The sequence below is a fragment of the Undibacterium sp. Ji83W genome (genome assembly GCF_049340385.1).
GTDB lineage: Bacteria > Pseudomonadota > Gammaproteobacteria > Burkholderiales > Burkholderiaceae_D > Undibacterium.
On record NZ_JBMPOZ010000045.1, the window covers coordinates 1 to 15,245 of the forward strand.

Below are 15,245 nucleotides of genomic sequence, written 5' to 3' on the forward strand. Positions count from 1 at the left end.
CGGCGGTATTGGTTGGCAGGCCTATTGACCGCTGGATTCCTCATCGACGTTGAAGAGGTGGGGTGGGAGAGTTCTAATCGAGTCTGTCAGTGAAAACTGCAGATGCGCAGCGTTGTCCCTCCACCCCAACGCTTTCTAGTTTCCCAGAAATCGTCACTTATAACCATACAAGCGCAAGCGTAATCGTACGCATGTCAGCGTCCATCAGCTGTTGAAACTAAAATTTTCATTCATTATTTCCCGCGGGAGGACACACTACTGAGACAATATTTCATACCGCTCAATCTTTGAAAGATCGTAATTTCTCAGACATATCATGCGTACGATTACGCGCTGCTAATCGTACCTACGCGGACTGCCTTGCTGGAAAAACCAGCGCCAGCCATGACTGCAATGAAAGTGCCTGCATTGTAAGCGAGAGATGGGACGGAAATCTTATCTGCAATCAGCAGGTTCCACTTTCGCACTCCAGGTTGTGGTAGAGAGATCATTGAGTGAATGTGGCAAGGTCTTGAAGACGTATTCTATCCTCGCATTGCCATCGTAGAAGACTTTTAAAAAGCCCTTGCAATAATACTGGATGACATCCTTTTTATATTGTTCTCTCTGACTTTCCGATGCTTCCTGTTTGAACGGCTCTGTGGCGTACATACGGGCAACATGATCGATATATTCCGCTTTTTCCAGACGCAGACCGTTTTCCAGGGTCAAGGGCAACTTTTCCTGGGTTTTTTGAATATCGGCTACCACCTTTGTTTCATTCACGGCAGTCTTGATACTGTCCTTATTCATCGTATAAACAACTTTGATCGCAATGCCAAGAACCAAAATCATGGATAAAAAACGAAACATGCTTGTGTACTTTCTGAAGTAAAAAATTGCACGCGCTTTCCCCTGATGCAGCAGCATCATCGCGCAGGCCTTTTGTTTTATGTAAATACAAACGTGAGCGCACAGCCTTGTTGGCAGGCATGCGCAGATGGTGGTATCAGTTTTATGGTTTTGTAATGCGGAATGTGGCAGTGAAGTGACAGTGACAGGAGAGTGCAAATTACTGCTGAGCAATATGCCAATTCGTCGCGCAAAACAGCGAGCATTTTATCAATGATTCATTGACTGGAAAAGAAAAAATGTCCGCACCTGGCGGACATTTTTTTAGAAATATATTGATGAAAACAATGCGCTGCAATTATTTCACCATCATCTAACGGCATGCCGCGCCAGATTTCCCCTCTCAAGGGGCCGGAACACTTTAAAAATTACGCGCCACCACTACACCCTGGTAAGTGGTGATGTACAAGGCATCATTGCTAAACACCACGGACTGCGGTTTTGACAATACGCCTGGCAAGGGGCCGACGGTAAAGCCTTCCTGGCCGGGGGTGCCTATCAGGGTTGTGACGACGCCTGCCGGGGTGATTTTGCGCACGGTATTGTTGTCGGTATCAGCCACATATAAATTACCCTTGGTATCGATAGTCATGCCTTGTGGGCGGTTGAAGCGGGCGGCGGTGCCTGTGCCATCGGCACTGCCGGGCTGAAATTCGACACCGGCAAAAACACTGCTGACGCCTGTGCTGGAAATCTTGAAGATCACATTGCTGCCGCCGTCTGCCACATAGAGATTGCCACTGCTGTCCATCGCCATGCCATTGGATATATAAGGTGTTCCACGTCCCTCACCAAAAGGCTTGAAGCTGGCTGCCTGCGTCAGCGGGATGCTGGCATAGGTGCTGACCTGGCCAGCAACGGTGACTTTGCGTATGGCCTGGTTGACCATGTCAGCCACCAGCATGTCGCCATTACCCATATTGACGATGCCATTTGGTGATCTGAACCTGGCTTCGCTGCCCTTGCCATCGACCAGACCAAACTTCCACTCCACACCCGCCACTGGCGTGATCACACCGGCGGGGTTGATCTGGCGGATGGTGCCTACGGTATCGGCGACATACACATTGCCATTGACGTCTGTCGCCAGGCCACCGATCTGGTCAAAATTGGCAGCCACGCCCGCTATGGTGCTGACCACGCCTTCCGGTGTGACCTTGCGCACGATGTGTTTGCCAGACATAAAATCATTGAGGTAAAGATTGCCATTGATGTCTGCGGCCAGGTTGCCTGTCTGATAAAATCCGGCAGTTGCGCCTACGCCATCGAGGGCATACCTGATGTTGATGGCACCCGCCAGCGTCGTGACCACTCCGGCTGCATTGATTTTGCGCACGTTGAAATTGCCTGCATCTGCCACGTACAGATTACCTGCGCTGTCACCGACGATGGCCATGGGCTGGGCAAATCTGGCGGCAGCACCGGTGCCATCGTCTATCCCCACTTGTCCGCTGCTACCGGCCACGGTGCTGACCATGCCTGCCTGTGTGATCTTGCGGATGACGCTGTTGAAGGTGTCAGCCACGTAGATATTGCCTGCCGTATCGACAGACACTGCACGCGGTGTATTGAAACGTGACACAGCGACTGTGCCATCGACGCTGCCTGTTTCTCCGGCACGGCCAGCGATGGTCGTGACCGCGCCTGCGGGTGTCATCTTGCGTATGCTGTGGTTGTAGCTGTCTGCAATATAGACATTGCCAGCATTATCTGTCGCCAGGCCAGAGGGCCAAAAAAAACGGGCATTGCTACCCTGGCCATCATCTGCCGCACTGACCCCGGGTTTTCCTGCGATAGTCGTGACCATGCCTGCCGGTGTCAGCTTGCGTATGGTGTGCTCATCAGCGATATACAGGTTGCCTGCGCTGTCTATGGTCATGCCTGAGAGCGTCGAAAAGCTGGCAGCACTGCCCTGCCCGTCTGCCATCGCGGCGGAACACAAACTGCCAGCCAGCGTCGATGAGACGGCAGCGGGTGTCAGTTTGCGTACCACGCAGGCGTAAGGGTCAAGTACATAGATATTGCCTGCGGCATCGGTTGCCATGTGTTGTGCCTTAAAGAACTTGACACTGCTGCCGCTACCTTCTGCATAACCAAATTCGCCCCCGGCAAAGCTAGTGACCACGCCTGCTGGCGTTATCTTGCGCACGCGCTTGTCGTCACCGACATAGAGAGTGCCACTGGCATCAAGGGTGATGCCATTGAGGCCACTGAAGCGTGCGTTTGTCCCCGTGCCATCAACAATGCCAGGACCACCCACATTACCGGCAAGCAGGGCAATGCTGCCTGTGCCCGAGGTGCCTGTCGTATTACCTGTGCTGCCGCCGGTCGTACCAGGAGAAGTGGTAGCAGGAGCTGCACTGCCACCACCGCCACAGGCCGTGAGTATGGCTGCGGTGATGAGACAGCTCAGGGAAGCGCGGAAGGGAATACCAGAACGGAAGTAGCTAACAGCTTTGGAAGTGATCATGAATAAATGTGGTAAGTGAACAGCCAGGCAGACTGGTCGGGTGCGCTACCTGCTCAGGTGACGGCACAAGAATGCCAAATTGAAAACATGTTACCACATTTGAATGTATTTGCTTTAAGCAACTATATTGGCGAATTCATTGCTTGATCACGGCGGCCATTAGCGCATATCAACACACAGTTCAAAAAGCCAACTAGGCCGACAGACGCCGCCCCAGACGTATATGCAACCACAGCAGCATCGGCAACACCAGGCCGATTACCCAGTGCGCGGCAGACCAGTAGGGGCGCAGGGTTTCGCTGGCAAAGTAATACAGGGCATAGCCGGTCATTGCCAGCCACAGCAATGTCAGCAGCATGCTCCAGCCACTATTGCGGTTGCGCTGGGCGCGGTGGGCACGGCGCATGTGCTGGAACAGCAGGCCGCCCGCCAGAAAACTCAGGGGGATGATAAGGGCACCATGGGCCTGCATGGCCCAGTGTTCCAGCGGATGGATGCTCTCGCCATATTCACCCGCCACGCGCAGAAAGTAGCGCGCCAGCAGCCAGGCCAGACCTGTGGCGAACAAGGCGGCAACCATGCCATACAGCGCGTACTTGTGCCAGGCTTCCAGCTTGAATTGCTGGACGGTAGCAGCCGCCAGTGGACGGTGATGCAGGCTGTGTTTATTGGTGCGCATGATAGTTAAGCATGAAGGGGCGATCAGGCAATGAGACAGGATCAGATTATAAAAGCTTCTGCCTCATACAGGCGCAAACATGGATGTAGTGCATTGCCACTGGCAGCGATTACTTTGGTCAGGGCATCGGCCCACATGCAAAGTGGTGAGATGACGGTATAGCTGTGCTGGTCGGCGATGGCTGTGCCGGTCAGTGGATGTACCAGCGCACTGAGCATCTTGCCTGCACTGCCCTTGCGGGAGAAATAACTGGCCGACGTCGCCATGGCCTGGTCTGTCAGTTGCACCTGACTTGCCATGCTGTGCGGCTGTTGCGGGTCACGTATCAACACTGTTTGCGCCTGACCCAGCACACGCAAATCGCCACCGGCATTGACGCAGGCATGCTGCACGCCACAGGTTTGCAGGGCAGCGATGGCGCAATCAACCGCGTAGCCCTTGGCGATGCCGCCAACATCGAGCCAGTCGTCTGCATGCTTGTGGACTTGCGTGGCAGATGGCAGGCTATACATCTCACCCGTCACGCTAGCCACATCAGTTGTACTTGTTGCGGGCGCTGGCAAAAAGTCCCATGCCACCAGTTGCCGGGCAATGCGGATATCGAACAGGCCGCCTGATTGTTGATACAAGTCCCTGGCGGCTGCCAGCACCGTGGCGGTATGTGTGTGGATGTCGATGAGCGCACCAGCAGCAGCACGGTTATAACGGCCGATGTCGCTGTCAGGCGCATGAAAACTCATCAGTTGATGGATGGCATGAATGGCAGCAAAACCAGCGCGGAAAGCTGCCTGGCTTTGCACCTCATCCAGATCATCATACAGACTGATTTCCACCAGCGTGCCCAGGGCGGGCTGGGCGCGACGTTTCATTTTTTGAGGGTGACCTGGGCAATCGCGGCAATGCGCCGCACGCCATCGGTGACATGGGCGCAGGACAGCGTCGCACCACTGATGTTGGCAATGCCCTCGCCTATTACCAGGCCGCTGGCTGCAGTCTTGCCGACGAACTGCTTGCGCCAGTTGGCATTGCGTATCTCAAAACCGTGGCTTTCGCGGTAGGCCAGTATCTCCACCTGACGCACGCTGGCATCTGCCTGCAAACCTACTGCATATGAGATCAGTTCAAACTTGCCGATGACTTCATCAAACACCACATGGCCGAGCAGCTTGTCGTCCTTATAGGCCGCAACTGCGCGCCAGCTCACCGAGCGGGCTGGCAGGCCAGAGAGTTTTTCTACCTGCTTCATCTGTGCCGCGTCCAATTGCAGCGGCACAGGCTTGAAGCTGCTGGCTTCAGGGAAAATCGCCGCCTGCGCCTGCTCCACCGTCAGGTATTGCGTGGCAAAGGCGCTGCCGCTGACGCCAGCTACACCGGCGACAGCAAGCAGGGATAAGGGAACAAGCCGGTTCATCAAAATATCTTCAAGAGTTCATCAATGTGCACATGATAATGCACATTGCAGAGTGCATCTTAGAAAGAATAACCAGCGCCGAGGTTGAAGCGGTCACGGCTGCTGTCCTGTTTGAACTTCTGGTAGTCAGCCTTCAGGACCACGCCTTCACCTATCTTGAAGCTGGCACCAAAGCTCATGACTTTTTCATCCGGGCTGGCATCAACACCCAGGCCCAGCGGGACAAAGGCGTACGACTTGGCCGTATTGAACTGCTCATAGCGCAGGAAAGGTGTCAGGCTGTAGTCTTCATTCTTCCACAACTGATAAGCACCCTGCACATACCAGCCCGCAAATGTAGACGGCACGGGATTAGGTTGGCCAACAAAAGTCAGGTTCAGGTTACCCGTATTGCTGATGGTGCCGCGTGCATACAGCGCTGTCAGGTCGAGCTTGCCGGGGTTGTAGCGGGCATGCAAATCCCACAGCGTGAGCCTGGCATCATTGGCAGCAAAGTCTGTCGTCGCATGGCCTATCTTGCCTGTGAATACAGAGCCACCGAGTAGCAGGCCAGGCACGCCGCGCCAGTTGACTGCGCCATGCACGCTCAGGTCACGTGATTTGGCAAACTGGCCTTCCTGGTGAATCGCACCCAGAGGTGATTCGCGGCCATCGCCAGAGCTGGCATCCCACTTGGTGAGGTTAAAGCCTGTGGTCAAGCCCAGGTCCCAGCTCAGGCCATTGTCATGCGAGCCAGACAAGCCCAGGCCCACTTCACGCCAGGTAGAAGGGATGATCGCGGTTTCCACAAAATTGCGGTGTACGCCATAGTAAGCCGTTGGCTCATGGCTGGTGTTCAAAAAGCCCGCAGGAATGAGGAACAGACCCGCCTTGCCAGACAGGCCAGGTTTGATTTCATGCTCGACATACAGTTGCTCGACTGCTGCTTCACCATCGTCACCCTTGGAGGCAATTGCATGCTCCCATTCAAACTCGGCGACCATCTTGGTTTTTTCATTGAAGCGATGGGCGATACCGATCACAGCACGGCCCACATCGGCTTGCGCCTGGTTGCTGGCTTCACGCGGACGGGTGTAATTGATTTCGCCATAGCTGCTGATGACGGTCTGCGCAGTCTGTGGCAATGCCCTGACACTATCAGCACCTGGTGCCGATGCCAGCGGTGCAATCGCGCCCGGTGCCTGCGCCTTGACCGCATTGCTGATCATCACTTCCTGCTTTTGCTCAACCATGTCAGTCTTTTTACGCGTAGCCACGAGCTCTGCCTTGATGGCTTCAAGTTCTGCCGCCAGCTTTTCTATTTTTTGCAGCAGTTCAGCTTCACCTGCATGTGCGGGTGCAGTGAACAGGCCAGTGATCAAGGCTGCAATGGTGACGTTGGCGGCTTTGATGTAGATATTTTTTTTCATGATGTCATTCCAGTTTTCTAAATTCTCTAAATTTTTTATGTGATGAATATCTTGCGGATCAAGGCTTGTAGCCATCGTTCAATGTGCCAAGGAACTTGACCACATCATCCACTTCATCAGAAGTCAGGGCAGCAGCCATGCCACGCTGGCGGTTGTAAGGCACTTCTGTGGTATTCACATTGGCGACATATTGCGCAGGCAAGTCATTGAACTTGACCGGGTTGCCATCTGCGCCATAAGGGAACCACTCTTCAGGATTGGTATCGCGGCGCACATAAAAATTCACCGCATCGCGCAGGCTCTTGAATTTGCCATTGTGAAAAAATACTTTGCGCGTCGCCACATTGCGCAGCGTAGGCACCTTGAAAGCACCGCATAGCGCACTGCGGTTTGCCAGGTCAGTACGATCAGGGCCGCACAGGCCAAGGTCAAAGAAGGCAGGGTCAGCATTGGCCGCAATATCCATATTGCGCGGCACGCCGAGATTATCGTAAGTAAAGTCAGTGAACAAAGGCGGCGCACCATTCGCCCCCTTGACACTCAGATGGCAAGCCGCGCAATTGCCCTTGATGGGATTATTGAACAGCGAAAGTCCACGCAACTCGGCATCGCTGAGCGTGGCGCGGCCAGCGATGAACTGGTCATACTTCGAATCATAAGGATGGAAATCGGTATCCTCTTTTTGATACTGCTGAAGCGAGAACAAAATGCGTTCAAACGCCGTGTCGGCATTGTCAAACACGGTCGCACCATAGGCCGTCTTGAACTCATTCACATAGCTGGCTCTTTGCAACTTGGCGACCACATCGGCGCGGTCTTTATTGGCCATCTCATGCGCCGCCAGGAAAGGCGTCTCTGCCTGCTGCGCCAGGGTATTGGCCTTGCCATCACGGGTAAAACCACCGGTCGGTGTACCGTCAGCCGCAAAGAAGAAAGCCGGATTCTGCTCCAGGTAACGCAAAGACGGCACCGCCCGCGTACCCGGCACATCGAGGTTAGGCCCACCCAGCTGCACCGCCAGATCATTCTTGGGCGCATGCGCATTGTCAGCATCATGGCAAGTCGCACAAGACATCTTGCCAGAAGCAGACAGGCTCACATCCTTGAATATCTTCTCCCCCACCCGCGCCGCCGCACTCATGCCCGCATCTGGCACCGCAGCCGAGCCGCCCGATGCAGGACTACTGCCGCCCCCACCGCCACAGGCAGCCAGGCTCAACACCAATCCGGCAACAGCCACATGAGGTATTTTTTGGGAAAAAGAAAATACTGCGATAGTCCTTTTCAGGACACCTGAAGTGAATAACATCGTTAAATCCGTGAGTTAGCCCAGAATGGACTGATAAATGCAAATGAGAATGATTGTGATTATATATTTTGTGTGGAGTTGCTGTAAAGGTAAGTGTTGTTTTTGTTGATATGGGTCAAGTTTTTACAGCAATTGCTGTTTGCACGCGTTTTGATTCGGTGCAATAAACTTTTGGCCGCCAGGATGATCAATTAGTTTCTAACCCCAATTAGGTGCATGGAGCTCCTGCGGTCACATTGATCTGAACTCTACGTATTCATCAAACCAGAAGAATGAACCGACAAACTAAAAAAAATGCAGCAATTCCAACTAAATAACAAAGAAAATAAACTATGATTCCCTTGCGCAAAATGCGCTTTAAATCTAATGTTCATACACATTTGCTTGTGAAATTAACTGCATTAAGAGGCATAAATAATTAACAAAATTAAATGCCATCTCAAAATTCTCGACTACTTTTAAAGCATATGCTGAAAAAATTCCTTGAATCAAAAGACGAATGGATATTACTTGGGTATTTTGTTGACATTCGCTACATTGCAGTTGCTATCGACGGAAAATATTTCTTAACCGATGCACATATTTATTTAAGCCCAATATCACCAACTACCGGTGGATATTTCGAAATAGTTACAGATAAAATCTGCATAGGCAGAAAACAATTAAGCTTCAATAAGAAAAGCGACTACGATAGCTTAATATCAAACGCGATCGATGGATTTATCGTAGTAAATAATCGAACGATGATCTTACCCGGGGACGACTCCCTAAGTCATTATTCTGAAATGGCGCGTCGTGATGCCTGGGAACTGCAACTTCATTTGAAGATTGGTCGCAATCAGTTTCCACCAATTCAATCAGCAGAATTAATTGAATTCGATAATATCCTTCGGCTTTCAACACCTCCCTTTGATGGGCTTACAGATGTTGCAAGTATTTTAAATTTACGCATGCCCGGTGGTTATGCTGACCCCCCTGCCATTAATATTTCAGTTGGCCCGCCAGTCGATCTTCGACTTATAGAATGCAATCTAAACAATGACAAGCTGTACTTAAGTTTAGTTACGCACTCAGCTTTCGACATTAGCAAGCTTAGCCTACTAATCAGAGCTATGCCCGACTCAGATTTGAGTTTAAGGATGCATGTAACAAATCAAATTAGATGGGCTGAAGTACAAGGTGATACGCGAAAGGGCTATGCAGAAATTGAATTACCAGGAGCACATGGCGCACTAGTTACTGTAATGAACGGCACAATGCTCGTACGCCGACAATGGTTCCTAGATGGAGCCAGGACAAGTAATCGACGCTTATTAGCTTTAGAGACATTTGACTCTGATAAACAAAATATGCATAGCGCCATTTTTACTACCCAAGACTCTGCGACATTTGAAAAGGGGATTGCAAATTTGATGTTTGTCTTGGGGTTTTCAGTTACAAGCCTGATCAATAAAGACGCACCCGATTTAGTTTTGGCCACACCCCAAGGAAAACTCATTGTTCTTGAGTCCACTCTCAGAACAAGTGATTTTGCAAATAAAATCGGAAAACTGTATGACCGAAAGCGCGCACTTTCAAAGAAACTTCAACAAAATAATTCTCCAGATATTGTCTATAGTATCCTTGTGTGCGCATTGCCTAAAGATCAAATTGTGACAAATGCAGATGATATTAAAGTTTCCGACACTATTTTATTAGCCAGAGAAGATTTGATTGAAGCGACTAATCGTATGAAAACTCTAAATGACCCAGATTCTTTTATTGAAATGGCACAACAAAGAGCTTCTTATGGTTTAACTATTAGTGAAAATAATAAAATGCTTTGATCCTTTAACTTGTAAAAGAAAAATCAATAACTTTGAAGTGTACAAAACTGGATTAAGTAATCATCTGAAAACGGTGAGATTCGAACTCACGGCCCCCGACAGCGATTGCTGTATGTAGACAGGTGCATTCAACCACTCTGCCACGCTTTCAAAATTCTTATTGCCGCATGCAAGCTGCGTACAGATTTTATCTATGGTCAATCTCGTTCTGTCTGGCATGACAGCGGTAAGATTGATGTCAATCGTGGTGCGCGTGGTGGGACTCGAACCCACATGCCAGAGGCGCCGGTTTTTAAGACCAGCGTGTATACCATTCCACCACACGCGCAAAAACCGGTTTGCAGTTTCTCGTAGGGTGCGCCGTGCGCACCAGCGCACGCGTTTCGTTGATCAACGATGGTGCGCACGGCGCACCCTACAAAATCATGCAATACTCAAACTGGAAGAGGATCAAGGATTCGAACCCTAGTGGATTCAAAACCCGGTGCCTGGCCGCTTGGCTAATCCCCTGTAAAACTGGTGCGCGCGGAGGGACTTGAACCCTCAATCCTTTCGGCACTGGTTTCTAAGACCAGCATGTATCCCAATTCCACCACACGCGCATTCAACTCTCTCGCTCACCGGCATGCATGCCGATGCGCTTACTTACTGGTGGAAACGGTGAGACTCGAACTCACGGGACCTTTCAGCCCTACTGTCTTCCAGACAGCTGCAATGGCCGCTCTGCCACGTTTCCAAATTTCCAAATACTGGTGCGCATGGAGGGATTCGAACCCTCATATCTGACGAAACTGGTTTTTGAAACCAGCGTGTATACCATTCCACCACACGCGCTTTAATCATTTACTTCAACCTGCTTTGGGGTGGCCACCCGGAGTCGAACCGGGATAAGCGGATTCACAATCCACGACTTTCACCATTAAGTTATGGCCACCCCAAAGCAGGCTGTTCAATCTTTACATAGCTGAGCTTTCGCTCAGTCTCGTAGGGTGCGCCATGCGCACCAGCACACACGTTTCGTTGATCAACGATGGTGCGCACGGCGCACCCTACAAAATCATGCAATACTCAAACTGGTCGGAGTGCGAGGATTTGAACCCCGGACCTTCTGCTCCCAAAGCAGCTGCGCTACCAGACTGCGCCACACTCCGAAAAAACTTTACTACTCAAAATTGGAAGGGGATCAAGGATTCGAACCTTGGAGTGTCGGGTTCAAAACCCGATGCCGTCACCACTTGGCTAATCCCCTATATAACTGGTGCGCACGGAGGGACTTGAACCCTCAATCCTTTCGGCACTGACTTCTGAGGCCAGCGTGTATTCCAATTCCACCACATGCGCTTAATGCTTCTTCCGGTAGGGTGCGCCGTGCGCACCGGCACACGTTTCACTTTTCAACGACGGTGCGCATGGCGCACCCTACCTTGTTGCTAATTCAAGGTGTAGAGAACGCCGTTTACAACGACGCCCTCTACAGAACGATGCAACGTTCAAACTGGTCGGAGTGCGAGGATTTGAACCTCGGACCTTCTGCTCCCAGGGCAGTAGCGCTACCAGGCTGCGCCACACTCCGATATGACTGTTAATGCCTGTTGCAATCTGCAATCAGGTTTAAAAATTCTGCGTTATAAAAACTAAAAAGCCCGGTGCATTGATCGCATCCGGGCTTGTCGCTACAGGTGGCGTACACCATTAACTGGTGAGGCTTTCCTGTGGGGTTTCCCCCCGGATGTTGAATTGCACGCATGCGCCCAGATGATGCAAGGGCAAGGCGAAGAGCGGGCTGCTTAATGTAGGCTGCAGTTGCAGGGTTGGCTGCGACTGCAGGTCAGCGGCTAAAGAAGGGGATGGGAGCGAAGCTGTATCCAGCAGCGCTGCACCAGCCTGTGCCATGCCCTGCGCGATGAGGCGCAAGTTCTGGTTCAGTTGTTGGAGTAGCGTTGCGTTCACAATATGTCCTGTTCTTTATGATTGAGTATTAATCTTGGGGTGTTGCTGTATTCGATGGATGTATCTTGCCATAGCTTTTTAAATAAAACAAGCATGGCATGACGAATTTATTCAATTAAATACGACATTTTTGCAACAGGCGAATATTTTAATGTGATATTGACCTACCGGGATGTACGTAGCCACACTATGAAAAAGGCTTATTTTGTTAAAATTTATGCTAGACTAAATTGCATTAAAATTCTTTTCCAAATACCTTGAATTTCATGCAACTGAAGATATTTTTTGCAGTATTGATGTGTTTGATTTAAAGATACCAATCGCAGGTGCGATGTTTTAGTCCCCTCCCCTTCAAGGGGAAATTTGTGGCACAAAGTTGTGCTTTGCGAATTCCCACAAATCTCCCCTTGAAGGGGGAGGAGAAAAGACATCCCACATTTGCATCACCACCGGAGTAAGCCATGTCACAAACAACCACAGACAACACCAAACCCGCCTCCCCTCTCTGGCAAAACTGGAGCCAGAATCTGTTTTACCAGGGCGACAATTACTACTACACACCACGCACACGCGCAGAATTACAAGCAATCGTCACCAATGCTGCTGCACAAGGCAAACAGCTGCGTGTATCCGGCCAACGCCACTCACAAACCCCGCTGGTGGCCAGCAGCGAAACACCTGCCAGCAAATTCATCATCGTCGACCTGTCTTGTTATGCCGACCTGGGCCGCGATGGTGAGCAGCGCATGCAAATCAGCAGCGATGGCAAAAGCGTCACCGTCAACACGGGTGTACGCGAAGACGAACTTGATGCTTTCCTGACGCAAAACAAGCTGATGCTGGAAACCGTCACCGCTGGCGGCTTTTTCAGCCTTGGAGGCATGACTGCCGTGGACGTGCATGGTGCCACCGTGCAGGCACCTATCTTTGCCGAAACCGTGACGGCCTTTGCCATCATGGGGCCGAGCGGCAATGTCAATACCATAGACGCGAATACACCCAAGATCGGCGCATGGTCACCACTGCAATTTGCCCGCGTATCGCTGGGTGCCTTGGGCGTGGTCACTGCCGTCACCATCAGCGTCTTGCCGCGCCCTTTTGCCAATTGCCTGACATCTGGCATCAATGATTATGTCTGGGAAAACGCTGCCAACTTTGGTGCTGGCCTGTCTGCCCTGCTGGCATCCAAATCCAGGGTAGAAACCTTCTTCAACCCCTATGCGCTGACCGGCACCAGCAACTTCACGGCCGCCTGGTGGAATGTGGAAAGCGGCTCGGGCGCTGCGCCAACCCCAGAGCCAGCCCCCAACGCCTGCGAGCTGGCGCAAAAAGATGAGTTCGGCGCACCGTATTTGCCTTTTGGTGAAGACCTGGCCGAAGACGCCGCCATCTATGCACAAACTTTCGATGCCCCCATCGTCGGCACAGCAGCAGCGGCCATGATCACCTCGGCTGCGATATCCGTCATCAAGGGCGAAGTCAAAGCCGCAGGACAAAAGAATTCTGACCTGTGGCTGGGGGACGCTGCCAGGGTCATCTTCATGTCTTACTTTATCGAACTGCCAGACCTGGGTGCAGAAAGTTTGTCCAAGGTTTGGGGTGCATTAAAGTCTGTCAGTGACAAGGTCAACAAGAGCAGCAACTTCCATATTGCCGCACCGATGGAATTTCGTTTTATCAAGGGCGGCAATACGGCCATGGCAGGCACCTATACCAGCAATGCCGATGTTTACTTCGTCAACCTTGACCTGATCGCCTTCGTCGCCGTCCATGATGATACCAAGGGCAATAAAAACGGCCTGGATTATCCGACCAAGCTGCTGAATTTTTTCGCTGAGATCGAAAGCGAATGGATCACCCTGGGCGGCTGGCCACACAATGGCAAGATGTATGGCTTCTACGACCCGACCACCGGCCCTGCAGCAGCTACGCAGCCCTTCAACCCGGCTTTCATCAAGCAGCTACGCAACCGTCGCCAGGAACGCGTGCAAGCCTTTGACGACTACCGCCAAAGTTGTGACCCTACCGGGATGTTTGTAAATCCTTATGTGGCGAAACTGCTGGGGGAGTGATGCCGTTGTCACGGCGATATTTGCGGCGATGTTTGCGAAAGGGATACGCGTAGCCGCAACGGGAGAATTGTAATGCGCCGTATGTGAGCGTCGTGCACGGCGCAAATATTTTTCCCGGAATGTTGTGAAACCATGGGGCGCATTGCAATGCGCCCCACATCACTACAAACTTCCAAACGTGTTAATAAAGCTAAACTAACAAAGCCGAAGAAACCATGCGCGCATAGATTAAAGAGGCATTTTCCGAAGAGCCGCCCATAGCAATAAGAAGAGAAATTGATCTATCTTCATCTTTTCCCGATGCCAATAGAAAATACATTAAATACATTAGCCCTTGACCAATGTTAAGCATAGTTACATTCTTTATATCGACGTTTCGAGCAAATCTTACAATCTGATCCTTATAGATTCTCGCCAAATTTTCCAACTTCTCGATAGACATTATTTCACAAACTCCAGACGCTAGTACAATAGAGTCAAAGCTGTTACTTGTCAGCGAAACAGGTATATTCAATGCATTGGCAATTGCCAAATCGAGATCCCGTAAGGCTGATCTTTCGTTATACGCTACTCGTAACGACACTAAATTAATTTCCACAGACTCTTGAGCATCCGCAAGCTTTCCTGGCAATGAATTTTCATATTCTTGCATTTTTTTTGAAATTTCATCAAATTCGCTATCTACAATCTCAAGTAGGCCCGCCACTCGAGAAAATCTCCTTTGAAGAACGCTTGGAATACCAACGGAATTTTTATATCCTAAATCATGCTCAATTTCTGCCCAGGCATGTTGTAATACTGAGCGAATTTGTATTTCACACTTTAAACCAAAGTAGTTTTTGTACTCAGCAAGATCTCGTCTTGATTCATTCAAAGCGACAACTTTATGCAAGGATGAATATCCAAACATTTTTGGATTGTCAGGTATTCGCTTATCAGGAGAATTTTTCTCATCGACATCAAACTCTCTGTCCACAATATCTTGTACAAGATCTACATCTTTCGCTAAATATGTAATTATTCTTATGCCTGCCAAATCAGTAATCTCAGACAAAGTTAAATAATCTTTATTATCCTTTGCAATCTTCTTTTTAAAACTATGGAATCTCTGATTAAGTATCCGAGTATTGATTTAGAAACGTTAATATAAGCCTATTCTCATTGAATCCCGAATGCCATGAAACAGACAACTTTTGCCGAAGGTGGCTTTGAACGCTACGCCAAGACG

Annotated in this window: 11 protein-coding genes and 11 tRNA genes; 2 read left to right on the forward strand and 20 right to left on the reverse strand. The window is 50.5% G+C overall.

Annotated features, from left to right (window positions below):
* Positions 1-435: 435 nt before the first annotated feature.
* From ACO0LD_RS31360 to ACO0LD_RS31390, 7 genes are all read right to left on the reverse strand, one after another.
* A complete protein-coding gene (locus ACO0LD_RS31360) occupies positions 436-912 on the reverse strand; it encodes a hypothetical protein (RefSeq protein ID WP_423013416.1) in 477 nt (158 codons plus the stop codon).
* A gap of 340 nt (positions 913-1,252) precedes the next feature.
* Positions 1,253-3,361: an SMP-30/gluconolactonase/LRE family protein gene (locus tag ACO0LD_RS31365; RefSeq protein WP_423013418.1), complete on the reverse strand. Its 2,109-nt coding sequence runs from the start codon at positions 3,359-3,361 to the stop codon at positions 1,253-1,255.
* Positions 3,362-3,554: 193 nt separating this feature from the next.
* Positions 3,555-4,040, reverse strand: a complete 486-nt coding sequence (locus ACO0LD_RS31370) for a DUF4405 domain-containing protein (protein WP_423013420.1) — start codon at positions 4,038-4,040, stop codon at positions 3,555-3,557.
* Between the two features lie 41 nt (positions 4,041-4,081).
* Positions 4,082-4,909 (reverse strand): FAD:protein FMN transferase, encoded by an 828-nt coding sequence (locus ACO0LD_RS31375; RefSeq protein WP_423013422.1) that lies wholly within the window; start codon positions 4,907-4,909, stop codon positions 4,082-4,084.
* On the reverse strand, positions 4,906-5,451 hold the full coding sequence (locus ACO0LD_RS31380; protein ID WP_423013424.1) for an FMN-binding protein: 546 nt from the start codon (positions 5,449-5,451) through the stop codon (positions 4,906-4,908). Before ACO0LD_RS31380 ends, ACO0LD_RS31375 begins: the two co-directional genes overlap by 4 nt.
* 59 nt (positions 5,452-5,510) lie before the next feature.
* Positions 5,511-6,860: a hypothetical protein gene (locus ACO0LD_RS31385; protein WP_423013426.1), complete on the reverse strand. Its 1,350-nt coding sequence runs from the start codon at positions 6,858-6,860 to the stop codon at positions 5,511-5,513.
* A 58-nt stretch (positions 6,861-6,918) separates the two neighbouring features.
* Positions 6,919-8,169, reverse strand: coding sequence for a cytochrome-c peroxidase (locus ACO0LD_RS31390; RefSeq protein WP_423013428.1), 1,251 nt, complete (start codon positions 8,167-8,169; stop codon positions 6,919-6,921).
* A gap of 431 nt (positions 8,170-8,600) precedes the next feature.
* On the opposite strand from ACO0LD_RS31390, the gene ACO0LD_RS31395 reads away from it, so the two are divergent.
* Positions 8,601-9,995 carry a hypothetical protein gene (locus ACO0LD_RS31395; protein WP_423013430.1) on the forward strand — a complete coding sequence of 465 codons (1,395 nt, stop codon included), beginning with the start codon at positions 8,601-8,603 and terminating at the stop codon, positions 9,993-9,995.
* A 65-nt stretch (positions 9,996-10,060) separates the two neighbouring features.
* Here ACO0LD_RS31395 and ACO0LD_RS31400 read toward each other — a convergent pair.
* The 12 genes from ACO0LD_RS31400 to ACO0LD_RS31455 all read right to left on the reverse strand — a co-directional run bounded on the left by ACO0LD_RS31400 (position 10,061) and on the right by ACO0LD_RS31455 (position 11,945).
* Positions 10,061-10,145 (reverse strand) — tRNA-OTHER (locus ACO0LD_RS31400).
* 95 nt (positions 10,146-10,240) lie between these two features.
* Positions 10,241-10,323: transfer RNA gene (locus tag ACO0LD_RS31405), tRNA-Leu, on the reverse strand.
* A 112-nt stretch (positions 10,324-10,435) separates the two neighbouring features.
* Positions 10,436-10,505: transfer RNA gene (locus ACO0LD_RS31410), tRNA-Gln, on the reverse strand.
* A gap of 7 nt (positions 10,506-10,512) precedes the next feature.
* A tRNA-Leu gene (locus tag ACO0LD_RS31415) sits at positions 10,513-10,597 on the reverse strand.
* 47 nt (positions 10,598-10,644) lie between these two features.
* Positions 10,645-10,731: transfer RNA gene (locus ACO0LD_RS31420), tRNA-Ser, on the reverse strand.
* A 14-nt stretch (positions 10,732-10,745) separates the two neighbouring features.
* Positions 10,746-10,829 (reverse strand) — tRNA-Leu (locus ACO0LD_RS31425).
* A gap of 25 nt (positions 10,830-10,854) precedes the next feature.
* A tRNA-His gene (locus ACO0LD_RS31430) sits at positions 10,855-10,929 on the reverse strand.
* Between the two features lie 140 nt (positions 10,930-11,069).
* Positions 11,070-11,146, reverse strand: a tRNA-Pro gene (locus ACO0LD_RS31435).
* 22 nt (positions 11,147-11,168) lie between these two features.
* A tRNA-Gln gene (locus tag ACO0LD_RS31440) sits at positions 11,169-11,244 on the reverse strand.
* 7 nt (positions 11,245-11,251) lie between these two features.
* A tRNA-Leu gene (locus ACO0LD_RS31445) sits at positions 11,252-11,336 on the reverse strand.
* Between the two features lie 155 nt (positions 11,337-11,491).
* A tRNA-Pro gene (locus tag ACO0LD_RS31450) sits at positions 11,492-11,568 on the reverse strand.
* Positions 11,569-11,687: 119 nt separating this feature from the next.
* Complete coding sequence (locus ACO0LD_RS31455; protein ID WP_423013432.1) at positions 11,688-11,945, reverse strand: hypothetical protein; 258 nt, start codon at positions 11,943-11,945, stop codon at positions 11,688-11,690.
* A 461-nt stretch (positions 11,946-12,406) separates the two neighbouring features.
* Here ACO0LD_RS31455 and ACO0LD_RS31460 point away from each other — a divergent pair, with 461 nt between their 5' ends.
* Positions 12,407-14,017, forward strand: a complete 1,611-nt coding sequence (locus ACO0LD_RS31460) for an FAD-binding protein (protein WP_423013434.1) — start codon at positions 12,407-12,409, stop codon at positions 14,015-14,017.
* 190 nt (positions 14,018-14,207) lie between these two features.
* Here ACO0LD_RS31460 and ACO0LD_RS31465 read toward each other — a convergent pair whose 3' ends face one another.
* A complete protein-coding gene (locus tag ACO0LD_RS31465) occupies positions 14,208-15,149 on the reverse strand; it encodes a GTP pyrophosphokinase (protein ID WP_423013436.1) in 942 nt (313 codons plus the stop codon).
* Positions 15,150-15,245 lie beyond the last annotated feature (96 nt).